Genomic DNA, 21869 nt, shown 5'->3' with positions numbered 1-21869 from the left:
AATCCGGCCATACTGCCAGCCCCTTGTCCCTCCGCCGTCATCTGATAAGGAGGATGGAGGATCGAAGCGATTGGAGAGGCGGTGAGCAGCACTGATCACGGCCAGCCGGAATGGTCCCTGCAAACCGGCGACGGTGCTACCGTGATCGTCCTGTCGGGGGACTGGCTTGCCCAGGGGGGCAAGGTCCGGGGGGGCCCATTCCCACGTTCCCGCCCGACGGGTTGCGCCAGGCCGCGCCCGGCCGGCCGCTGACCTTCCGCAGCGATGCGCTGGGACGGTGGGATACCGGGCTGATCGCCTTCCTGTGGGATCTGAAGCAGCGGGCGACCCAGGCCCATTTGGACCTGCGCACCGACACGCTGCCCGATTCCGCGCGCAAGCTGCTGGACCTGCTGCCGGAAGCACCACCGCCACCGCCGACGCCCCGGCCCCGCACCTTCGCCCCCGTCACCGCGCTGGGCGCATTCACGATCGAGAGCCTGACCGAGATCGGCACCGTGACCGAACTGGGCGTGGAGACGGCACGCGGCGGCCTGGAGGCCGTGACCGGACGCGGGCGGATGCGGTCGATCGACCTGATGTCGAACATCCGCGATGCCGGGCCGTCGGCGCTGCTGATCGTCAGTGTCGTGAACTTCCTGGTGGGCGCCATCCTGGCCTTCGTCGGCGCGGTGCAGTTGCGCAAGTTCGCCGCCGACATCTATGTCGCCAGCCTGGTCGGCATCGCCATGGTGCGCGAGATGTCGGCGGTCATGACCGCGATCATCATGGCGGGGCGCACCGGCGGGGCCTACGCCGCGCGCATCGCGACCATGCAGGGCAACGAGGAAATCGACGCCCTGACGGTCTTCGGCATCCCGGTTTCCAGCTACCTGATCCTGCCCTCGATCCTGGGGCTGGTGGCCACCATGCCGTTTCTGTACCTGTATGGCTGCCTGATCGGCATGCTGGGCGGTTTCACGGTGGCGATCAGCATGCTGGCCGTCACCGGGGCGGGCTATTTCCACCAGACGATCAATGCCGTCGGACTGAACCAGTTCGAGTTCGGCTTCATCAAGAGCATCTTCTTCGCCATTCTGATCGGGCTGACCAGTTGCCGGATCGGGTTACGGTCGGGGCGCAGCGCCGCCGATGTCGGCGTGGCGGCGACGCGGGCCGTGGTGGTGGGGATCGTCGGCGTCATCACGCTGGATGCGATCTTCGCCGTCATCGCCACGACCCTGGGGATCTGACGCATGACCGATTCCCACGCGGCACAGCCCGAAACCCTGATGGCGCTGGACGGGGTCACGCTGGCGTTCGGGCCCAAGGTCGTACAGCAGAACGTCACCTTCAACGTACGGCGCGGCAGCATCTTCGCCGTGATGGGCGGGTCGGGCTGCGGCAAGAGTACCATCCTGAAAAGCATGATCGGGCTGCTGCGCCCGACCGCGGGCCGCTACCTGGTCGACGGCGAGGATTACTGGGCGGCGGACGACACCCATCGCGTGGAGGTCAGCCGCCGGTTCGGCGTGCTGTTCCAGAGCGCGGCCTTGTGGAGTTCGCTGACGGTGGGCGAGAATGTCGCGCTGCCGATGCAGATGCTGACGCACATGGACCCGGTCACGGTCCGCCGCCAGGTGGAACTGAAGCTGGGCCTGGTCGGCATGCTGCATGCCATCGACCAGTATCCGTCGGAAATCAGCGGCGGGATGAAGAAGCGCGCCGGACTGGCGCGGGCGATGGCGCTGGACCCGGACATCCTGTTCTTCGACGAGCCTTCGGCGGGGCTGGACCCGATCACATCGGCGCGGCTGGACGATCTGATCATGAACCTGCGCGACGGGCTGGGGGCGACGATCGTCATCGTCAGCCATGAATTGCCCAGCCTGTTCACCATTGCCGATGACGGCATCTTCCTCGATGCGCAGACCAGGACACCGATCGCGCACGGGGCCCCGTCCTGGCTGCGCGATCACTGCGATGACCCGCAGGTCCACGCCTTCATGCACCGCGAACGTACCGAAACCCAGTCCGGAAGGACCGACTGACCCATGGCAAACAAGGAAACAGCCGTTGGCGCATTCGTCATCGGCGGCGTCGCGCTGGGAATGGCGGCGCTGGTGTTCTTCGGCAATTTCAACATCTTTTCCAGCACCAAGCAGGCCGTCGTGGTCTTCCAGGGGTCCACATCGGGCCTGAGCATCGGCGCGCCGGTCACCTTTCGCGGGGTGCGGGTCGGTGCCGTGGACGGGATTTCGATCACATATGACGCCAGGACCCATGGCGCCTACATCCCCGTGACGATCGAGGTGCAGCCGGGCCGGGTGACCCTGACCGGCGAGGACCATCGCCGCACCGCCCTGACCCTGCGGGACCTGATCGATCACGGCCTGCGCGCGTCGCTGAACCTGCAGAGCTTCGTCACCGGACAGGCCGAGATCGACCTGGATTTCGACCCGGCCTCGCCCGCCGTGCTGCACCCGGACATCGCGACCCGAACGGAAATCCCGACCCGGCAATCGGCCATCCAGAAGGTGCAGGAAACCCTGAGCCAGCTTCCGCTGAAGGACCTGGCGGACAACGCCCAGGCCGCGCTGCAGAGCATCCGCCAACTGGCCGAACGCCTGGATGGCGACCTGCCGCCGCTGGTGGACAGCGTGAGGGAGACGTCCGACCATTCGCGGGCCGCCGTCGACACCGCGACCCGCGCCATCGACGACCTGCAGCGGCGGCTGGACACCACGCTGGGCAGCATCGACACGCTGGCCACCACCGGCACCCGGCAACTGGACGCGCGGGGGGCCGACCTGCATGTGCTGCTGGGCAATGCCAACGACACGGTGATCCAGGCACGCCAGAGCCTGGCCGGGCTGCGCGACATGACGTCGCCGCGTTCGGCCGACCGCGCCAACATCGATTCGACCCTGCGCGACCTTTCGGCCGCCGCCGCCGCGCTGCGCGGCTTTGCCAGCGATGTCGAGCGCAATCCACAACTTCTGCTGATGGGACGCCGCCCATGACCCGCCGCAATCGCCGGATGGCCCGGCTTGCCCTGCCCCGGCTTGCATTCCTCGTGGTTCCCGCCTTCCTGGCGGGCTGTGCGTCCCCGCCCGTGCGGTTCTACACGCTGGGGGCGCCGGCGATCGCGACCGGGGCGGTTCCGACCGGCATCGTCACGCCCGCCACGCCGGTCGTCGAGGTCGCGCGCGTCACCCTGCCCGACTATCTGGACGGGCAGGATATCGTCGTGCGCGCGGGCAACCAGATCGAACGCAGCGCCACCGGCCGCTGGGCCAGCCGGCTGTCGCTGGGCGCCACCGACCTGATCACCGCGCAACTGGCGCGGGGCCGCACGGATCTGTTCGTGACCGACCAGCCGCAGAGCCTGCCCGCGACGTGGCGGCTGGCGGTGAATATCAGCCGGCTGGATGTCACGCGGGACGGCACCGCGTCATTGGAAGCCGACTGGTCGATCATCCCGCATGACGCCAACCTGCCGATCCTGCACAGCCGCGCGGCCTTCACCCAGGCCGGCGCGGCCGCGACGGACGGGGACACCGCCCGCCTGACCCAGGCGGTGCTGGAACAATTGGCGGAAAGGATCGTGGCCGGGTGGCCACGGTAAGCCGGGGCGGGATGGTACGTTACGGCCCCGGCGGCCGCAGCGCCAGTTCCCGCACCACCACGCTGCCGACCTGATAGGCAGCGGCGACCGAGGGCAGATAACCGGAATACCCGCCCTCGGTCGCCTCGGACTTCAGCAGGGCAGCAGCCGTCTGGCCGGGCGGGGGCATGTCGTAATTGCTGGCGGTGCGCAGGATCAGTACGCGGTCCGGGTCCACGCGCCCGGCCTGGGCCTGCAGCGTCAGGGCCTGCATGAAGCCGACATCCTCCTCGGCCGTGGTGGCGAACGTGCCCTGCCCCTTGGTCCAGTATGTCACCCACCGTTCCGCCCAGCGATTCATCCGCGCGCCGACCCAGAAGGTCTCGCTGGACACGGTATCACCCAGCAGGACGGTGGGTGGCTTCTGCGCCTGGGGATAGCCGGCATAGCGGGCGCGGATCGCCCGCAGGGCCGGCGTGTCGGCCAGCGGCACCGCGCGTGTCAGGTCATACGCCCAGCGGACCAGCGCCGGATTGAGCGTGTAGGCCATGTCGCCCGACAGGGAATGGAGCGGCGGCACCGGCTGTTCGTCCGGGACGCTGCCCTGCACCGGGGTGAAGCCGTCCGGCCAGCCGGCGGGGATTTCACGGGCATCGACCATGTGCGCCAGCCCGCCATTGATCACGCGCGGGGCCCAGACGGCCGATCCGGCCGAACCGAAATTCGGGTCGATCCCGGCAATGCCGGCCAGTACGAAATACGCATGGCGCAGGTCGAAACGCGGGTCGAGGACCAGCGCCGTGATGGAAGAGGCCATATGTTCCGGCCCCTCGCCGCTGGCGATGCCCAGTACCTGAAGGTCGGGATTGTAGCGCATCACCCCGTGCCAGGTGCCTGGTGCGGGCAGGACCTGCGGCAGGGGCAGCTTCTCCACCCAGGTCTGGAATTCGCCGGGGACGTCGCCGGTATCGTTGCCGACCTCGAACGTGGTGACGACGACGACGCGCACCGGAATTCGTGCCGCCTGGGCCGTGCCCGCCCCGGCCATGCCCAGCAGCAGGGCAAGGCAGGAGACCATCCATGTGGGTCGGCCGATCATGATCATCCGTTTCCTTTCTGGCGGCGGGGTGCGGCGCCCGCGCCGGCATCGCGGATCATCCCGGCCTCGAAGTCATGCAGCCGGGCCTCCAGCGTCCATTGCAGCCGTGCCTTCTCGCTGCCGGCCAGCACGTCGTGGCAGGCACCCGCGGCGGGTGCGGGGCCGGGCGGCACCGCGGCGCAGGCCGCCACCATGCGGTAGGGCGCGGTCTGCCGCCACAGGCTGTCCCCCGGGACGAAGGCATATTCCAGCCCGCTGCGCGACAGGTCGCGCAGCGCGGCGTAGTCGAGCGCATAGGTCGTCGCCGCGCGGTCATATTCCCGGGTCAGGTCGATGCGCGACACGCCCTCGTCATCCGTGGACAGCGCGACCGGCACCCCGGCGGCGCGATAGGCGCGGAAGGGATGGGCCGCGCCGGCCACGCCGAGAATGACGTCGTTGCTGGTCAGGTTGATTTCCACCATCACGCGGCGACGCGCCATTTCGGCCATCAGCCCATCGGAATCGTCTTCATGCAGGATGTCCACCCCGTGGCCGATCCGGCGGGCGCCGGCGATTTCCACCGCCTGTCGGATATGGGTGCGCAGCCCCTCGGGCGGGACCAGGCCGGGCGCCAGTTCCCCGGCATGCAGCGACAGCTTCACCTGCGGATCGCGCCGGGCCAGCCAGCCGAACATGCGCATATGCAGCCCGTAGTCGCGCATGGCGATGGCGTTGTCTTCCGGCGCCACGATGTTCACGCCGACGAAGCGGGGATCGGCCTTGACCAGCGCATAGCCGAAATCAAGCTGCGGAAAGACCATGGCCGGGGGCATGGTGCGGATGGTCTGGTACAGATAGCGCACGACGACCGAGCAGCCGGGGCGGGCCTGGTCCGTGCCGCACTGCAGGACGGCATGCATGCGCGCCTCCATCGCATCGACCTCCTGCCGTGCCGCCGCGACCAGGGCGGGCAGCGCCGGGGCGATGGCGCGATCGACGTCGGCGAACCCGTCGCCCTGCAAGGGAAGGTGTGTGCCCAGTCCCGCGACCGGGCCGAGCTGCGGCGACACCATCAGTTCCAGGTACAGGACGTGATCGCCCGCCGCGTGCGTCACGGCTTCGGCCAGCATGTCGCCGCCATGGGTCATCTGTACCGGCATGAACCGGTCGAAGGTCGCGAAGAAATGGTCATGCCCGGACCGGTCGGTCGCGGTCGGCACGAAATCGCGCATCGACAGCGCGTCGATCATGTCGGCCCGGTCGTCGGGACGGGCGGCCAGGTCGGCGGCGCGGACCCGGCCCGAGACCGGCGCGGGGCCGCAATTGCCCGGCAGGATGCGCCCCAGCGCGGGCGAGACGCACAGCCCGTCCTGCGCCGCCCAGTCCAGCATGCTCTCGGCATAGACCGCGCCCGCCAGATGGTTGTGCAGGTCGGCGCCCTTCGGCATGGCGCGCAGCACGTCGTCCAGCCGCGCCGGATCGGTCCGGATGCGGTCGAAGGCAGCCGAGGCGGCGTCGGGCTGGACCGGTGCGGCCCGGGACGCGGCCACCCCGGGCGTGATCAGTGAAACGGCCAGGCCGGCGGCCAGGGCGCAGACGGGAACGAGTCGGACCATGCGGCGATGGTGCGGTGACCGATTCCAAAACGCAACAGCCGCCACATGTCAGGACAGGGGGCTGAAGCGGGGAACGCCATCGACGTCCTCGACCCACATGGCCAGGGGCCGGACCCAGTAATCGCCACGGGCCTCGCTGCGATAGGTCACCAGCCATTCCTCGGTTTCCGAGTGCCGGCCGACGCAGATCAGCGTGTACAGGCCGCCCTTGTAATGCCGATACAGGCCCGGCCGTGTCCTTTCGGTCTCGTTCATGCGTTACTACCCTTGTCCTGCCCGGATTCGGCTCCGGGACCCCGAGCCAGCGCCCACGCGAACCGACGGAACCTCATCGCATGAACCGCCCGCCTCGTCATATCCTGCCCCTTCTCCTGCCGGTCATCATGCCGATGCTGGCGCTCGGCCCCGCGCGGGGCGCCGCGCCACGTCACCCGTCGCATCCCGCCACGATGGGCGGCCCCGTCACGCTGACGCAACAGCCGGACAGCGTGCTGGACCGGGCGGCGCGGCTGCTGAACGCGGGCGACCTGGCGGCGGCGGCCCGGCGCGGGAATACGCCCGTGGTGCTGGTCGGGTCGGCCCCCCTGTCGACCCGGGCGGGGGACAGCGCGCTGTTCGTGCAGTTGCAGTCGGCCGACCTGTGCGGATCGGCGGGCTGTTCGACGTCGGTCTATCTGCGCAAGGACAAGCAGGACTGGATCAAGGTCCTGGATTCGGTCAGCGGCCCGGTTTCGCTGTCGCGCCGCACGCATGGCGGGATGCACGACCTGATCATCAACGGGACCGATCGCTGGGTGTGGAACGGCACGACCTATCGCGACACCATGCCCGCCCCGCCCGCCGACGATCTGCGCCAGTCGATCGAACACTACCAGGCCCAGCACCACAAGGCACCGCCGCCGCAGTAACGGGGCCGACACAGGAAAGACGGGGGAGTGCGTGGAGCGGGTGAAGGGAATCGAACCCTCGTATGCAGCTTGGGAAGCTGCCGTTCTACCATTGAACTACACCCGCGGCGCAGCGGCCCCTATAGCCCAGCGAGCCGGACGATGCAATCCGTTCCGCCGCCGTCGACCGCGCGGGGCGGCGATGGTTGACGAGCGGCGCCCCGATCCGCGATAACCCTGTCGTCCGGCGGGCCTGGGGTTCGGCGGGCCCTCGTGATTTGGATCGGCCGGCTTGCGACGAGGTTAAACAGACGCGCTAAAGAGGCCTGACTTCCGCCAGAATCCGCGGGCGTCACGGTTTCCACGGTCGGATTTTCGCGTCGGGACGCGGGGCCGCCGGATCGGTTCGACACCGGATGCCCCGAGGCCCGGCCTTTCTGACGATTCTGTTCCGGGAGCTCATGATGAGCAACGATTCGACCGACCGAGCCTACCGCCCCGCGACCCGCCTGCTGCATTCCGGCGTCGAGCGCACCCCGTTCGGCGAGACGAGCGAGGCGATGTTCCTGACATCGGGCTTCGTCTACGACAATGCCGAACAGGCCGAGGCGACCTTCACCGGCGACGTGACGCATTATCAGTACAGCCGGTTCGGCAACCCCACCGTCGAGGCGCTGGAGAAGCGCCTGGCGGACCTGGAAGGGGCCGAGGCCTGCATCGCGACCTCGACGGGCATGGGGGCGGTGTCGTCCGCGCTGCTGTCGCACGTCAAGGCCGGGGACCGGGTGGTGGCGTCGCGCGCGCTGTTCGGGTCGTGCCACTGGATCGTCGCCAACCTGCTGCCGCGCTACGGGGTGGAAACGGTGTTCGTGGACGGGGGCGACATGGACGCGTGGGCGGAAGCCCTGGCGCGGCCCACGGCGGCGGTCCTGCTGGAAAGCCCGTCGAACCCGATGCTGGACATCCTGGACATCCGCGCCATTTCCGACCTGGCGCACTGGGCCGGAGCCCTGGTGGTGGTCGACAATGTTTTCGCGACCCCGCTGCTGCAGAAGCCGCTGGAACTGGGGGCGGATGTCGTCGTGTATTCCTGCACCAAGCATATCGACGGCCAGGGGCGCGTCCTGGGCGGCGCGGTGCTGGGCCGCAAGGACTGGATCACCGATACCCTGCAGCCCTTCACCCCGCATACCGGCGACGCCCTGTCGCCGTTCAATGCCTGGGTGATGCTGAAGGGGCTGGAGACGCTGGCCCTGCGCGTCCGGGCAATGACCGACAACGCCGCCGCCGTCGCCGATCACCTGGCCGGCGCCGAGGGGGTGACGCGGGTGTTCTATCCCGACCGGCCCGACCATCCGCAATACGCGCTGGCGCAGGCGCAGATGAGCGGCGCCTCCACCCTGGTCGCCTTCGAGGTCGCGGGCGGCAAGGCGGGCGCCTTCGCCTTCATGAACGCGTTGCGGCTGATCGCGATTTCCAACAATCTGGGTGATGCGCGATCGATGGTGACGCACCCGGCCACCACCACGCACATGAAGATCGGCGCCGAGGAACGGGCACGACTGGGCATCACCGACGGCGTGATCCGCTTTTCGGTGGGTCTGGAAGACAGCGCCGATCTGAAGGATGATCTGGATCGCGGGCTGGCCGCCCTTCGGTCACGCTGACGCAGGCAGGAACGCGCCATGGCCCAAGACAGACCGCCGCCCCCCGGACTGGACCCCGACCCGGACGCCGCCCTGGCCGAGGCCATGGACGGCGCCCCGTGCTACGAGGCGACGACCGGCGCGATCCGCGTGGTCGTCCGGGCCTTCTGGCTGGACGACCAGTCCCAGCCGGAGGAACACCGCTTCACCTGGGCCTATCGCATCCGGATCGAGAACCACGGCAGCGACACGGTCCAGTTGCTGCGCCGCACATGGGAAATCACCGACGCCACCGGCCGGGTGGAACATGTCCATGGTGACGGCGTGGTCGGCGAACAGCCGGTGCTGGAGCCCGGCCAGGCCTTCGAATACACATCCGGCGCGGCGTTGCAGACGCCCACCGGCTTCATGCGCGGGCAGTTCCACATGATCCGCCCGCAGGCGCACCAGCAGTTCGACGTGCGGATTCCGCCGTTCAGCCTGGATTGCCCGTACCACCCCGCCATCATTCATTAAGGGCGCCGCTCCGGCACGCCCCCAGCAAGACAGGCTCATGACCCCCACCGACACGGTTCCCCTGCCCCGTCCCTCTCGCGAGGAGGCGGAAGACGCGATCCGCACCCTGCTACGCTGGGCGGGCGAAGATCCCGCCCGCGAAGGGCTGCTCGATACGCCGGGCCGCGTAGTGCGGTCGTACGAGGAATTCTTCCAGGGCTATGCCGAGGACCCGTCCGAAATCCTGTCGCGCACCTTCTCGGAAGTCGATGACTACGACGAGATCGTGCTGCTGCGCGACATCCGTTTCGAAAGCCATTGCGAGCACCACATGGTGCCGATCATCGGCGTCGCGCATGTCGCCTACCTGCCCGGCAAGCGGGTGGTGGGGATTTCGAAACTGGCGCGGGTGGTCGAGGCCTTTTCCCGCCGGCTGCAGATCCAGGAACGCCTGACGGCGCAGATCGCCAATACGATCAACGATGTGCTGCAACCGCATGGCGTCGCGGTGATCCTGGAGGCCGGGCACCAATGCATGACCACGCGCGGGGTGCATCGGCCCGGCGTATCGATGGTGACCAGCCGCATGCTGGGGGTATTCCGCACCAATTCGGATACGCGGCGCGAACTGATGGCGATGCTGAACCGGCCTTCGGCCGCCACCACCCATATATAACCGCCCGTTCGACCGGGTGGGTGGTCCCCGCCGGTGGCGGGGACCTTCGGGTCAGTCGCCCGCCTTTTCGTTGATCTGATAGGTCAGGGTCACGTGGCTGTCGCCCGGCTTCTGGGCCGGCACGACCTGGACCGACGCGCTGATATCACGCTTCTGGTACAGCTTCTGGACGGCTTCCTGATCGGCGGCCATCGTGGCCTGGGTGATCGCCGAACCCGGACGCAGGGCCGTCGCCGCCGTCAGGTCGGCGGTGGAAACCTTCTTGTTGCCCTCGAAGACGATCTTGTCGACGACCAGGCCGACATGGGTTTCGGTTTCGGTTCCCGGGGCCTGTTCCTCGATGACCCACTGGACATAGACCGCCTTGCCCGCGAATTTCGTCCTGCCGCCCAGTTTCAGGCCGACATTCTTCTTCTGGTAGACGGCCATGACGTCCTGCATGGCGGCTGCGATCTGGTTGCGGGTGACGGTGTCCCCCACATGGAAGGGAACGGCGGCCAGGATGTCCTCCGTCGAGACCTGCTTGTTGCCGGTCACGACCACCGATTTCAGCTTCAGCGGGTCATTGGGCCCCGGCGCGGCGGCGAACGCCACGTCGTGCAGGGCGGGCACCGAGGCGAAGCCGGTGGCCAGGGCAACGGCCAGCGCCGAGCGGGCCATGATATGACGGATGGTGCGCAAAATGGAATTCTCCCATGACACGGGCCGGCGGCGTGCGCGCCGACCCCCTGCCCCCATGATGCACACCTTCCGGGCAATGCCAATGATGGCCGCGGCCCGGTTCTAGAAGAGCGCCCGGTCGGGGATCGTGGCGACGTTGCCGGCAAGGCCGGCATCATATCCGGCCGGACCGTGCCCGTCGGACTGCGGCAGGCCGGAGCCCGCACAGGCGGACAGTGCCAGGGCGGACGAGATCGCGACGGCGATCGCGGTCGCGGAAGTCTTTGTGGATTTCATCATGTTTCGTATCCTTTCCTGATGAGGCACCTGAAACGGGATACGGATTTCCGAGACGGCCGGGAAACAGATAGTATCGAATTCCGTGATAGGAACACCCGATAACAGGTTTCCTTTTCCACAATGGAATCGATAAAATATCGTCAGGGACGCGGCACGTCGCGACCTATGCTTCCGGCCCGTCCTGGCACGGGCGGCACCCTTCGGGAACGTGCCGGCGCAGGAAATCGCCAAGCTCGGCAAAGGCCGGCCCGCGCGGGTCCGATTTGCGCCAGACGGCGCCGATCGTCCGGCTGGCATCCGCCAGGGGCCTGACGGCGATGAGGCCGCGCCATTCGCCGCGATTGCGCAGCGCCAGATGGGGGATCAGGGAATGGCCCTCGCCGGCGCCGATCATGTGCCAGAGCATTTCCAGGCTGGTCGCAAGCCGCTGCCGCGCGCGCGCCTGCGTCGGCAGGCCGCACAGCGCAAGCGCCTGGTCGCGCAGGCAGTGACCGTCTTCGAGCAGCAGGAGTTCGGGCCCGTCCAGGTCACGCGTCGCCAGCGACCGCTTGCGGGAAAGCGGATGGCCGGACGGAACGGCGGCGACGAACGGTTCCTCGAAAAGGGCGCAATCCATGAACGATTTTTCCGAAACCGGCAGCGCCGCGAATACAAGGTCGAGCTCGTCCTGCTGCAACTTCGCCAGGAGTGGTCCGGTCAGGCCGTCCGTCACCTGCAGCCTGAGATCAGGATAGCTCTTGCGCAGCAGCGGCAGCATGCTGGGAATGTAGTAGGGCCCCAGCGTCGCGATCACGCCGATGCGCAGGATTCCGTTCAGCGGCCCGGACTGCATGTGCGCCGCCTCCAGCATCATCCGGGCGGCGGTCACGACATCCCTTGCCCGTTCCAGGAGCCGTATACCTTCCGGTGTCGGCTTCACATGCCGTCGCGTACGTTCGAACAAGACGACGCCCAGGAGATTTTCCAGCTTGCGGATCTGCTCGGACAGCCCCGCCTGGCTGACGCCACATCGTTCGGCGGCGCGGGAGAAGTTTCGCAGATCATCGACGGCCACGGCATATTCGATGTCGCGCAGCGACAGGCCAGACAGGGGAGTGTAGGTCTTTTCCATAAGTACGATCGCTCAATCCAATCCCATAAAATGGTTTTACCTATAATTCCCATCGGGACAAACGATTTCCGCCCGAGGGAAATTTGTCGGACACCCGTTCTGTCATCAACGCACAGAAGGACAGAACTTATGACGACGATAAACTCCGAACTGAAGTCATTCAGCACCGATGCCTTCCATAACGGCGAATTTATCAAGGTATCGGACCAGGATGTGAGGGGAAAATGGGCCGTCTTTTTCTTCTATCCGGCGGATTTCACCTTCGTCTGCCCGACAGAACTGGAAGATATGGCCGATCATTACGCCACTTTCCAGGATCTGGGCGTCGAGATCTACGCCGTTTCCACCGACAAGCATTTCACGCACAAGGCCTGGCATGACACGTCGCCGGCGATCGGCAAGATCCGCTACGTCATGCTTGGCGACCCCACGGGCGCGATCTCCCGCAATTTCGGCGTGCTGGTCGAGGACGCCGGCGTCGCGAACCGCGGCACCTTCCTGATCGATCCGCAGGGGCGGGTGCAATATATGGAAATCACCGCCGAAGGCGTCGGCCGGACGGCCGAAAGCCTGATCGACAAGATCAAGGCCGCCCAATACATCGCTGCTCATCCCGGCGAAGTCTGCCCCGCCAAGTGGAAGGAGGACGGCGCGACCCTGACCCCGTCCCTGGATCTGATCGGCAAGATCTGACCCCAGCCACAGGCCCGGCCCATGCGGCCGGGCAACCGCCCCACTTCACTGGAATACGGAATCCTCCCGATGCTGCAGGATACGATCAAGTCACAACTCAAGGACCATTTCGCCAATCTTGCACATCCGATCGTGCTCGAAGCCTCGCTCGACGACAGCGCTCCGGCCCGGGACATGGCGGCATTGCTGCACGAGATCGCCGCGCTTTCCGGCAAGATTCGCGTCTCGACGGACGGCGTGGCGTCGCGGCGCCCATCCTTCGTAATTCGGCGCGAGGACGCAGCGGGCAGCGTGGCGTTCGCCGCCATTCCCATGGGACATGAATTCACCTCGCTGGTTCTGGCGCTGTTGCAGGTCGGGGGTCATGCGCCGAAACTGCCGGACGACGTTACGGCCCAGATCAGGTCGCTGAGCGGCACGTATCGTTTCGAAACCTATGTTTCGCTGTCCTGCCAGAACTGCCCGGATGTCGTGCAGGCGCTCAATGCGATGAGCGTGCTGAACCCGAACATCAGCAACATCACGATCGACGGCGCGCTGTACCAGCGTGAGGTCGAAGACAAGAACATCATGTCCGTCCCCCAGGTGTACCTGAACGGACAGCCCTTCGGGTCCGGCCGCATGGGTGTCGCGGAGATCCTGGCGAAGCTGGATGCCGACGCACCGAAACGGATCGCGGAACGGCTGAAGGATCTTGCCCCGTTCGACATCCTGGTCGTGGGCGCGGGTCCGGCCGGGTCGGCGGCGGCGGTCTATGCGGCGCGCAAGGGGCTGCGTACCGGCCTGATCGCCGAGCGGTTCGGCGGCCAGGTGATGGACACCGCCGGCATCGAGAATTTCATCTCGGTCAGGGAAACGGAGGGGCCGAAGCTGGCCGCCGCGCTGGAGGCGCATGTGCGCCAATACGACGTGGAGGTCATTTCCGCGCAACGGGTGCGGGAGTTGCATGCCGCAGCACAGCCCGGCGCCCTCCACCACGTCGTGCTGGAGAGCGGGGCGAGCCTGCGGGCGCGCACGATCATTCTTGCAACCGGAGCGCACTGGAGACATCTCAACGTCCCCGGCGAGGAGGAGTATCGCACCCGTGGGGTGGCCTACTGCCCGCACTGTGACGGTCCTTTCTTCAAGGGAAAGCCGGTCGCGGTCGCCGGAGGGGGCAATAGCGGCGTCGAAGCCGCGATCGACCTCGCCGGGATCAGTTCCCACGTGACGCTGCTGGAGCGCGACCCGGCGCTGCGGGCGGACAGGCTCCTGCAGGACAAGCTTCGCAGCCTGTCCAATGTCAGCATCATGACGAATGCCGTGATCACTAAGGTCGAAGGCAACGGCACGAAGATGACGGGCCTGACCGTTCAGGACGGCAGCGGAACCGCGCGGTATCTGGACGTCGACGGCGTATTCGTCCAGATCGGACTGCTTCCCAATACCGATTGGCTTCGCGGCACGATCGAGCGTACGGCGTTCGGCGAAATTATCGTCGATGGCCGGGGCATGACGTCGATTCCCGGAATCTTCGCGGCGGGCGATGCGACGACCACGCCGTACAAGCAGATCGTCATCGCGATCGGGGACGGGGCCAAGGCCGCGCTGGCCGCGTTCGACTACCTTATCCGCCTGCCCGGCTGACCGCCTGGTCCAGAACGTCGTCGGCCGTGACCGAACGTGACGAGGTGGAATCGCCTCGTCACGATCCATCCTTCTTATCCGGGGAGTTTGACGGTGACACCCAGCAGCGTGATGAACTGGGCCAGCCAGCGGGGATGGGCCGGCCAGGCCGGCGCGCTGACCAGCAATCCGTCGGTCACCGCGTCATCGATCGCGATATCGGCATAGACGCCGCCGGCCAGCTCGATTTCGGGCCGGCAGGCGGGATAGGCCGAGACGGTGCGCCCGCTGATGACCCGGGCAGCGGCGAGCAACTGGCCGCCATGGCAGATGGCGGCGACCGGCCGGTCGGAGAAAGCACGGACCAGGGCGATGACCTGCGGGTCCAGGCGCAGATATTCCGGGGCGCGGCCGCCCGGGACCACCAGCCCCGCATAGTCCGCCGCGTTCACCTGCTCGAAATCCGCCGTCAGGGTAAAGCGGTGGCCGGGCTTTTCGCTGTAGGTCTGCGCCCCTTCGAAATCATGGATCGCGGTCAGGACGTAATCGCCCGCCCGCTTGCCCGGGCAGACCGCATCGACCGTGAAGCCCAGCATCGTCAGGGCCTGGTACGGCACCATGATTTCGTAATCTTCGACGTAATCGCCCGCCAGCAGAAGCAGCTTCTTGCCAGTCATCGCATTGCCAGTCATCGCATGACCTTTCAATCGTGAGCGGGTTCCAGATGCTCCCGCAGGCGGGGCATCAGTTCCACGAAATTGCAGGGGCGGTGGCGGCTGTCCAACTGCCAGACCAGGATGTCGTCCCACCCGTCCTTCACCGCGCCGGACGACCCCGGCAGCGCGAACAGGTAAGTGCCGTTGGCGACCCCGGCCAGGGCGCGCGACTGGATCGTCGACGTCCCGATCTTCTGGTACGACAGCATGCGGAACAGTTCACCGAAGCCCTCGATCCGCTTTTCCAGCACCCGTTCGAAGGCTTCGGGCGTCACGTCGCGGCCCGTGACGCCGGTGCCGCCGGTGGAAATGACCGCGTCGATCGCGGGATCGGCGATCCAGCCCGCCAGACGGGCCGCGATGCGGTCGGCATCGTCCGGTTCGATGGCGCGGTCGGCCAGGTGATGGCCGGCGGCAGCGATACGCTGCACGAGCAGGGCGCCGGAGGTGTCGGTTTCCAATACGCGCGTATCGGAAACCGTCAGCACCGCGATACGGACTGGCAGGAACGGTCGGGTGGGATCGAGTCTGGACATGGCATCCATGTTCCCCACCACCGATACTGCCGTCAACGCTCTTCACGCCCGGCAGGAAACATGTGGGCGAAGCCTGCCTGGAAACGTGGTCTGGTGAGCGAGAGTGCCGCGCGGCGGCACGCCCGTCGTGTGTTTCCGAGCACCGGAGCACAGGAAACGCGCGTCGGATCGCCACCAGAGCGCGTTTACGGGCAGGCTTAGAATGTGAGGCCGGTTTCCATGTCTATGATGAAGGCGTTGGCGTAGCGGTTGGTGCCGCCCGGGTGCCAGACATATTGCAGGCCGGGGCGCAACGTGGCCCACGGGGTCGGCCGCCAGCCATAGTTCAGTTCGATGGCCGGTTCGTTCGAAGGGCGGATCGCCTTCTGGCCCTGCTGCTGCAGCATGCCCGCATATTGCGCCATCTTGGGATTCAGCACCGCGATCTTGCCGCCGAAGCTGATCGTATCGTTCGGACGATTGGGGAGCGTTCCCTTGCGGATGATGCCCCAGGTCGCGAAATACGGCGACAGCGCGGTGCGCGGATCGCCCCAGATGAACGACCCGAAAATGACCGTACCCCGGCCGCTGCCGGACTGGTCGCGCTGGATCATCTGGTCACCTTCGAACCAGCCGCCGAAGCGGCCGCGGATCTGGGTGGTCGGCAGGTCGATCAGTTCGACGCTCGCCGGCTGATAGGCCCCGGCCTTGGAGGTGACGATCGGGACCTCGGACGTGTCCCAGTATCCGCCGATGCGGATATTGCCGTCCATGTCGCCGGTATAGTCGTTGCCGTGGTGCCAGCCGAGCTGGAACGGCAGGTAGACGCCCGTCGTATCGTCCAGGCCCAGCTTGAAGCCGTTATGGGTGTTCGAGATGGTGTTATCGACGTTATAGATACCCGCCGACACCAGATAATGGTCGTTGCCGGCCGGATAGAGCTTCAGCCACGCGCCCGGATGGGCCGTGGGATACCAGCCATAGCCGCCATTCATCGCCAGCCCCTGCGGCATGCCGCAGATCGCGTTGGTCTGGAACTGGCAGTAGATCGACATGCCCCAATGCATGGTGGACTGCCCGAAATCGTTTTCGGTGTTGATCCAGCCGGCTTCCATCGAGACGTAGCGATTGAACTGCTTTTCCAGCGACAGGCGGGTGATGCGCACGGTCTCGCCCGAGCCGAAGATCTGCTGCACGGAATCCACCGCGCCGCCCAGCGGGCCCGCCGCCAGGCTGAGGCCCGCGCGTTCGGTCAGCAGAATATGCAGGACGCCGATGTCATGATGGATCAGCCTGGCGAAATTGATGTCGGCGCCCAGCCCGAATTCATGCGCGTAGCGGACACCGGCATATTTTCCGCCCACCGGATTGCCGGATGCGTCTTCCAGGAAATGCCCCTGGATATGCACGCCGCGATCTTCCAGATGGGTACGCAGCCCGCCCCAGTCGCCCGTCATGGTGCTGCCGCGAATCCATTCCTCGTAACTGGGCGGGAAATAGCCCGCCAGCAAGGACGGGGGCACATAGACGTGCGCCGCCGCGGCCTGTTTCGAGGACGTGGTTGCCGGGACGGCCTGTTTCGGGGCGGGAGCGGGGACAAGCCGTGCCGGGACCCGATTCGCATAGCCGCCCACCACGACCGGCCGCGTGGTCGCCACGACGTCGGACTGGGTGGACTGCGCGCGAGCGGACCCGTCGGATAGCATCAGGCCGGATATGGACAGCACGACCGCCGCCCCGAACACAGTACGAATCATCGGGTTCCATCTACCTGCGTCCGGCATCGGCCAAGGGCATGCCGGAGGGACATCATCACGTCAGGTGCCTGCAGGCACCTTTATTGTTTTGGGCGACGCTCTATTCTGTCGTCGTCCTGGGTTCGCCCCGTATAACATTCGCATGACCGATATACCACAACGTCCCGAGAGCGTGATGGAGTGTCGATATATCTGTATATAAAACAATCGAGTAAGACGGATTCCTCGCCCCACCCCGAACCCACGCCACATCGATTATAACACAATTGTGATTTTTACGATGGCGTTGCGGACTCAATCGTCAGGGCACGCGCTCCCAGGCCGGTAAACAGTTCGGTCCGGCAGGTCAGGATCAGGACCTGCACGCGGGTGGCCGCATCAGCCAGGATATCGAACATACGGTCCAGCCGGCCGGCATCGGACCAGGTCAGGGCATCATCCAGCACCAGCATGGCCGGACGCCCGCGCGCGCGCAGCAATTCCGCCAGTCCCAGCCGCACCAGCACCGCGATCTGCTCGCGCGTGCCGTCCGAGAGGTTTTCGAACGGCTCGCCGACGCGCCGGGTCAGGCCCGAGACGCGGAAATCCGGGTCCACGGTCGCCACCGCCCGGGGAAAGAGCGCGGCCAGCGCCGGCTGGATCGCCCGGCTGAGCGGGGCCAGATAGCGTTCCGTCGCCGCCCGGGCCGCGCCCGCCACCGCGTCGCGCAGGCAGTGCAGGATCGCGACCTCGCGCGCGCAGGCCGCGCGTTCGGCGGCGTGGGAGTCCCGCAATCTGTCCTGGGCGGCGATCCGTTCGTCCAGGCCGTCGCCCTCGGCCGCGCGGATCCGGGCCTCGCGCGCCGCCATGTCCTGTTTCAGTGCCGCCAGGCGGGCGCTTCCGTCCTGGATCGCGCGCTCCAGGCGTTGGATCGCGGCGTCGGCCAGGGCCTCCGTGCCGTCGGGCCGGGTTTCCTCGATCCGGTGCAGCGCCTGTCCGGCCTCACGCATCGCAGCGTCTTCCGCCGCCAGCCGGGCGGATAGCGCGTCGTCCGACTCGGCGGCGCGGGCCGCCGCCAGGTCGTGCGTCAGCCGGGACGCGGCATCCTGCGCCAGGCGGTGGTCGCCTTCCAGGCGCCCCAGTTCGGCGGCCGCCAGGCGCAGGGTTTCGTCGGGCGCGAACAGGGCCTGGTTGGCCGCGGCGTGGCGGTCCTCGGCCGCCTGCATGGCATCGCTGGCCCGCTCCAGCGCCTCGGCGGGGTCCTGTCCGGCGGCGGGGTTCCCGTCCTCATCGCCGTGCCGGGCGATCCGCGCCTCCAGTTCGGCCAGACGGCGGCGGCCCTCGGTCATGGCCGCGGCGGGCGACCGGTCGGCGGCCACCAGCAGGCCGGCCAGCGTCGTCTGCGCCGCCTGGAAGGCCAGGTCGGCCTGGCGGCGTTCGGCCAGGGCGGCCTCGGCCGCGTCGGGATCGACGCAGCCCGCGGCGTCCAGCGCCTGGCGCAGGGCGTGGTCGGCCCTTGCCGCGTCGGCGCGCAGCCGTTCGCGGTCATGGCTGGCGGGTTCGATGGATACGGTGCCGATACCCGCGATGTGCAACCGGGCGGTGTCCGTCACCTGAACGCGGCCGGAACCCAGCACGCGGCCGTCCAGCTTCAGCCGTCCGGCGCCCGTGCCCTCCAGCACCACGTCCAGCATCGTCGCCTGCGCCTGGCTGGCGGCGCGGGCGGCCTGGACGGCGCGGGCGGCCTGGCGGATCGCGGTCATCCGGGCCTCGTCGACCGTGCAGGCGGACAGGCGGGCCGCCGCCCGCGTCACCGCCTGCGCCGCCTGGTCCAGCCGGTCGAGCGACGCCGCCGCATCGCGCCGTTCCTGTTCCAGCCGCGTCCGCTCCACCCGCCGCGTGGCCCGGTCCAGGGCGCGCCGGGCCGACAGGCGGTGTGCGTCGGCATCCTGGACCGCCCGCATGCGCGCGGCCTGGGCGGTCTGGGCCGCGTCATGGGCCGCCCGCGCCGCCGCCAGCGCCTCGGCCAGGTCCGCCCTGCGCGCCGACTGGGCATCCAGCGCCTGCCGCCATTCGGCACGGCGGGCCACATCCTGCCGCACAGCGGCCAGCCGCGCCGTCGCGTGGTCCAGCGCGGCGCGCGCGGCACGGTGCCGGGCGTCATGGTCGCGCAGCCGATCGCGTTGCCGCCGGGCCTCGGCCAGATGCTCGCGCTCCTTCTCGCGCCGGTCGGAATCGTCCTCGCGCGCCAGGCGGCGGCGCAGGTCGGCCATGGCCTGCAGATCGTCCTCCAGCACCTGCCGGCGGGTCTGCAGGCGGGCCAGTTCGTCGGACGCCGCCTGCTCGCCCTCGATCGCCGCGCGATAGCGCCCCTTGGGATTGCCGCGCCCGTCCAGCAGCACCGACAGGTCGGCCAGCACCCGCGCCAGGATGCGTTCGGCGGCCTCGCCGCCCGTCATGGCGCCGAGGTCGGATTCCAGGCAGGCGCGCAGGGTCGTCCGCGCGGGGTCGGAAAAATCGGGCTGGGCCAGGCTGTGGCCCTGCCCGACCCACAGGGCATTCATCAGGCCCAGCGCCTCGGTCCCGCGCTTGCCGGACTCGACGCCGATCAGGGCATGCAGGCGGGCCTCCGCCGCATCGCCCTGGAAGGTCGCGCCGTCACCGCTCAACTGGGCGAAGGGCCGGTGCAGGAAGCGCTTTTCCAGCCGCCACATCGTGCCGTCCACGGTGAAGTCGACCGCGATCCGGGGCGCGCCCTTGCCGCCATAGGGTTGCAGGTCGGCGATCGGCCGGCTCTTGGAGCCGTGCTGCAACAGGAAGACGGCGCGCAACGCGGCCAGCAGGGTCGATTTGCCGGATTCGTTCGGCGCCCCCAGCAGGTTCAGCCCCGGCCCCAGCCCCGCCAGGCGCACCGGATCGGCGAAGCGCCGGACCTGTTCGACCTCCAGCCCATGCAGAATCATGCCGCACCTCCCCCGGATTGCGGATCGCCCGCGCGGGCCAGCAGGTAGAGCCGTTGCAGCGCCGCGGCGGCGATGTCGCGGCCGTCCTCGGGGCCTTCATGCGTCTGGCGGACCAGGGCGTCCGCCGCCGCCCGCACCGCGCCGGCCAGGCCAAATCCGTCCAGGTCGTCGGGCGACGGGGCCAGGCCGGGGGCGCCGTCGATGCGCAGCAGCCGCAAGGCCGAGCCCAGCCCGTCCACGATCCGCGTCTGGTAGCATTCGAGGTCGGTCAGGTTCAGCGCCCCGCTGACCGCCAGGCGAACCAGGACGCGGCTGGGATCGTCGCGGTCGATGGCGCGCAGCCGGGCATCCAGCGCCTCGATGCCGGCGGCGTCGGTCAGCACCGCCTGTTCGCGCCGCCAGCGAAAGCGCCCGACATCGTGGGATTCGACGACCGGTTCGGCCCGGGGACCGTCCAGCGTGACCAGCAGCGCCTGCCCGCCGCCGGCGCCCCCGACATCGAACCCGTCGACTTCCGGCGTGCCGGAATACCAGGTCCGGGCGTCGATCCGCAGCGCGCCGTGCCAGTCGCCCAGCGCCAGGTAGGACAGGCCCGCCTGCCGCGCGCGGTCGATGGCGATCACGTTATGGTCCGGCGCGTCCTCGCCGAACGTGCGGACCGACCCGTGCGCCAACCCCACCCGCATGGCGCCTTCCGGCGTGGCCGACCGGTCCATTCCCGCCGTGGGGTCGCCGATGACGTGGCGGTGGCCCAGCCCGGCCGGAATGACCCAGGCCGTGCCGGCCGCGTCCAGCGGCGCCGGGTCGTCGGACAGATGGGGCAGGATGGTGTCCGGCAGGCCGGTACGCAGCAGCCGGTCCCACAGCCCGTCCGGTTCGTGGAAATCGTGGTTGCCCGGGATCAGGTGCCAGCGCAGGTCGGGGAATTGCCGCATCCGTTCGATCGGCTGGCGCAGGGTGCGTTCCGCCGGGCGCGTATAGTCATAGATGTCGCCCGCCACCACCACCGCGTCGGCCCCCTGGGCGCGGGCCAGGCGGCCGATCCGGCTGATCGCTTCCAGCCGTTCGTGCTGCAGGACCGGCAGGACGTCGTCGTCGGCGAAGCGGAAGACCTTGCCGATCTGCCAGTCGGACGTGTGAATCAGGCGCATGGCGTCTTATCGCCCGAACCGGCGCCGGGGGCCAGAGGAACCGCCGGACGACCTTTTCCCTGCCGTATTTCGGACATGAGGCCGGGCAAGACTGCGTATGGCCAGCCCGGCAGTCCGGCCGCGCGGCGAAGACAGGGTTCAAGACACTCCGATGATGGTTCCGGTTCGCAGTTCCTCCCACACCACCCCGCCCCCTGTGACGACGTCCAGCCCCAACCGCCCTGCCCGTCGCACCCGCCTGCATCCGGCCATGTCCGAGGCCGTGCGGGCCATTCATACCCGGCACCGCCGGCATCTGCAGACCCACCGCCGCTCGGACGCCGGGCGCGCCCTCCGCTGAATCGTGGAGCGGCCATGACCATGGCACATTTCAGCCATCGGACCGGGATCGCGGGGGACGGATTCCCAGACAACTGATTGAAACACTGCCTT

The 21869-nt window shown here is 68.1% G+C and carries 21 protein-coding genes, 1 tRNA gene, 1 pseudogene and 1 riboswitch; of the genes and pseudogenes, 11 read left to right on the top strand and 12 right to left on the bottom strand.

Going from position 1 to position 21869, the window contains the following annotated elements:
• The first annotated feature begins 81 nt into the window (after positions 1 to 81).
• From GDI_RS03745 to GDI_RS03730, 4 genes and pseudogenes are all read left to right on the top strand, one after another.
• Positions 82 to 1232, top strand: a pseudogene (locus GDI_RS03745) (MlaE family ABC transporter permease).
• Positions 1233 to 1235: 3 nt separating this feature from the next.
• The gene (locus GDI_RS03740) at positions 1236 to 2030 is read left to right on the top strand and encodes an ABC transporter ATP-binding protein (RefSeq protein WP_012223516.1); all 795 of its coding nucleotides are present in this window, start codon (positions 1236 to 1238) and stop codon (positions 2028 to 2030) included.
• Positions 2031 to 2033: 3 nt separating this feature from the next.
• Positions 2034 to 3002: an MlaD family protein gene (locus GDI_RS03735; protein WP_012223514.1), complete on the top strand. Its 969-nt coding sequence runs from the start codon at positions 2034 to 2036 to the stop codon at positions 3000 to 3002.
• Entirely contained in the window at positions 2999 to 3607 is a 609-nt protein-coding gene (locus tag GDI_RS03730) for a PqiC family protein (protein ID WP_012223504.1), read from the top strand. Before GDI_RS03735 ends, GDI_RS03730 begins: the two co-directional genes overlap by 4 nt.
• Positions 3608 to 3626: 19 nt before the next feature.
• On the opposite strand, the gene GDI_RS03725 is transcribed toward GDI_RS03730, so the two are convergent.
• Genes GDI_RS03725 through GDI_RS03715 form a run of 3 tightly spaced genes read right to left on the bottom strand, consistent with a single transcriptional unit; the run spans position 3627 to position 6538 of the window.
• A complete protein-coding gene (locus GDI_RS03725; protein ID WP_012553657.1) occupies positions 3627 to 4691 on the bottom strand; it encodes a purine nucleoside permease in 1065 nt (354 codons plus the stop codon).
• Positions 4688 to 6283, bottom strand: coding sequence for an adenosine deaminase family protein (locus GDI_RS03720; protein WP_041249275.1), 1596 nt, complete (start codon positions 6281 to 6283; stop codon positions 4688 to 4690). The genes GDI_RS03725 and GDI_RS03720 overlap by 4 nt, the downstream gene beginning before the upstream one ends.
• A 48-nt stretch (positions 6284 to 6331) precedes the next feature.
• Positions 6332 to 6538: a DUF1653 domain-containing protein gene (locus GDI_RS03715; protein ID WP_012223498.1), complete on the bottom strand. Its 207-nt coding sequence runs from the start codon at positions 6536 to 6538 to the stop codon at positions 6332 to 6334.
• Positions 6539 to 6618: 80 nt separating this feature from the next.
• Between GDI_RS03715 and GDI_RS03710 the strand changes: the two genes are divergently transcribed.
• Entirely contained in the window at positions 6619 to 7191 is a 573-nt protein-coding gene (locus tag GDI_RS03710; protein ID WP_012553659.1) for a hypothetical protein, read from the top strand.
• Positions 7192 to 7223: 32 nt separating this feature from the next.
• Here GDI_RS03710 and GDI_RS03705 read toward each other — a convergent pair.
• Positions 7224 to 7297 (bottom strand) — tRNA-Gly (locus GDI_RS03705).
• Between the two features lie 133 nt (positions 7298 to 7430).
• Positions 7431 to 7511, top strand: a riboswitch (SAM riboswitch).
• Positions 7512 to 7634: 123 nt separating this feature from the next.
• Here GDI_RS03705 and metZ point away from each other — a divergent pair.
• From metZ to folE, 3 genes are read left to right on the top strand one after another with little or no spacing between them, the layout of a single operon-like run.
• On the top strand, positions 7635 to 8837 hold the full coding sequence (metZ, locus tag GDI_RS03700; RefSeq protein ID WP_041249665.1) for an O-succinylhomoserine sulfhydrylase: 1203 nt from the start codon (positions 7635 to 7637) through the stop codon (positions 8835 to 8837).
• 18 nt (positions 8838 to 8855) lie between these two features.
• The gene (apaG, locus tag GDI_RS03695; RefSeq protein WP_012553661.1) at positions 8856 to 9332 is read left to right on the top strand and encodes a Co2+/Mg2+ efflux protein ApaG; all 477 of its coding nucleotides are present in this window, start codon (positions 8856 to 8858) and stop codon (positions 9330 to 9332) included.
• A 37-nt stretch (positions 9333 to 9369) separates the two neighbouring features.
• Positions 9370 to 9987: a GTP cyclohydrolase I FolE gene (gene folE, locus GDI_RS03690; protein ID WP_012223489.1), complete on the top strand. Its 618-nt coding sequence runs from the start codon at positions 9370 to 9372 to the stop codon at positions 9985 to 9987.
• Between the two features lie 51 nt (positions 9988 to 10038).
• Here folE and GDI_RS03685 read toward each other — a convergent pair whose 3' ends face one another.
• From GDI_RS03685 to GDI_RS03680, 3 genes are all read right to left on the bottom strand, one after another.
• Positions 10039 to 10668, bottom strand: coding sequence for a POTRA domain-containing protein (locus GDI_RS03685; protein WP_012553662.1), 630 nt, complete (start codon positions 10666 to 10668; stop codon positions 10039 to 10041).
• Positions 10669 to 10770: 102 nt separating this feature from the next.
• Positions 10771 to 10947 (bottom strand): hypothetical protein, encoded by a 177-nt coding sequence (locus GDI_RS19625; RefSeq protein ID WP_012553663.1) that lies wholly within the window; start codon positions 10945 to 10947, stop codon positions 10771 to 10773.
• Between the two features lie 163 nt (positions 10948 to 11110).
• On the bottom strand, positions 11111 to 12058 hold the full coding sequence (locus GDI_RS03680) for a hydrogen peroxide-inducible genes activator (protein WP_012223482.1): 948 nt from the start codon (positions 12056 to 12058) through the stop codon (positions 11111 to 11113).
• A 129-nt stretch (positions 12059 to 12187) separates the two neighbouring features.
• Here GDI_RS03680 and ahpC point away from each other — a divergent pair, with 129 nt between their 5' ends.
• Positions 12188 to 12751, top strand: coding sequence for an alkyl hydroperoxide reductase subunit C (gene ahpC / locus GDI_RS03675; protein ID WP_041249274.1), 564 nt, complete (start codon positions 12188 to 12190; stop codon positions 12749 to 12751).
• A 69-nt stretch (positions 12752 to 12820) separates the two neighbouring features.
• Complete coding sequence (gene ahpF / locus GDI_RS03670; protein WP_041249273.1) at positions 12821 to 14377, top strand: alkyl hydroperoxide reductase subunit F; 1557 nt, start codon at positions 12821 to 12823, stop codon at positions 14375 to 14377.
• Positions 14378 to 14451: 74 nt separating this feature from the next.
• On the opposite strand, the gene GDI_RS03665 is transcribed toward ahpF, so the two are convergent.
• The 5 genes from GDI_RS03665 to GDI_RS03645 all read right to left on the bottom strand — a co-directional run bounded on the left by GDI_RS03665 (position 14452) and on the right by GDI_RS03645 (position 21437).
• The gene (locus tag GDI_RS03665; RefSeq protein WP_041249663.1) at positions 14452 to 15033 is read right to left on the bottom strand and encodes a DJ-1/PfpI family protein; all 582 of its coding nucleotides are present in this window, start codon (positions 15031 to 15033) and stop codon (positions 14452 to 14454) included.
• 26 nt (positions 15034 to 15059) lie between these two features.
• Positions 15060 to 15608: a molybdenum cofactor biosynthesis protein B gene (moaB, locus tag GDI_RS03660; protein WP_041249662.1), complete on the bottom strand. Its 549-nt coding sequence runs from the start codon at positions 15606 to 15608 to the stop codon at positions 15060 to 15062.
• 197 nt (positions 15609 to 15805) lie between these two features.
• A complete protein-coding gene (locus GDI_RS03655) occupies positions 15806 to 17344 on the bottom strand; it encodes a carbohydrate porin (RefSeq protein ID WP_081482847.1) in 1539 nt (512 codons plus the stop codon).
• A 275-nt stretch (positions 17345 to 17619) separates the two neighbouring features.
• A complete protein-coding gene (locus GDI_RS03650) occupies positions 17620 to 20286 on the bottom strand; it encodes an AAA family ATPase (protein WP_012223470.1) in 2667 nt (888 codons plus the stop codon).
• Entirely contained in the window at positions 20283 to 21437 is a 1155-nt protein-coding gene (locus GDI_RS03645) for a metallophosphoesterase family protein (protein ID WP_012223469.1), read from the bottom strand. Before GDI_RS03645 ends, GDI_RS03650 begins: the two co-directional genes overlap by 4 nt.
• A 151-nt stretch (positions 21438 to 21588) precedes the next feature.
• Between GDI_RS03645 and GDI_RS19620 the strand changes: the two genes are divergently transcribed.
• The gene (locus GDI_RS19620; RefSeq protein WP_157870989.1) at positions 21589 to 21777 is read left to right on the top strand and encodes a hypothetical protein; all 189 of its coding nucleotides are present in this window, start codon (positions 21589 to 21591) and stop codon (positions 21775 to 21777) included.
• The last annotated feature ends 92 nt before the right edge of the window (positions 21778 to 21869 follow it).

Origin of the sequence: Gluconacetobacter diazotrophicus PA1 5 (assembly GCF_000067045.1) — a bacterium.
Taxonomy (GTDB): Bacteria; Pseudomonadota; Alphaproteobacteria; order Acetobacterales; family Acetobacteraceae; genus Gluconacetobacter; species Gluconacetobacter diazotrophicus.
This window is presented reverse-complemented; position numbering and strand designations above follow the sequence as displayed.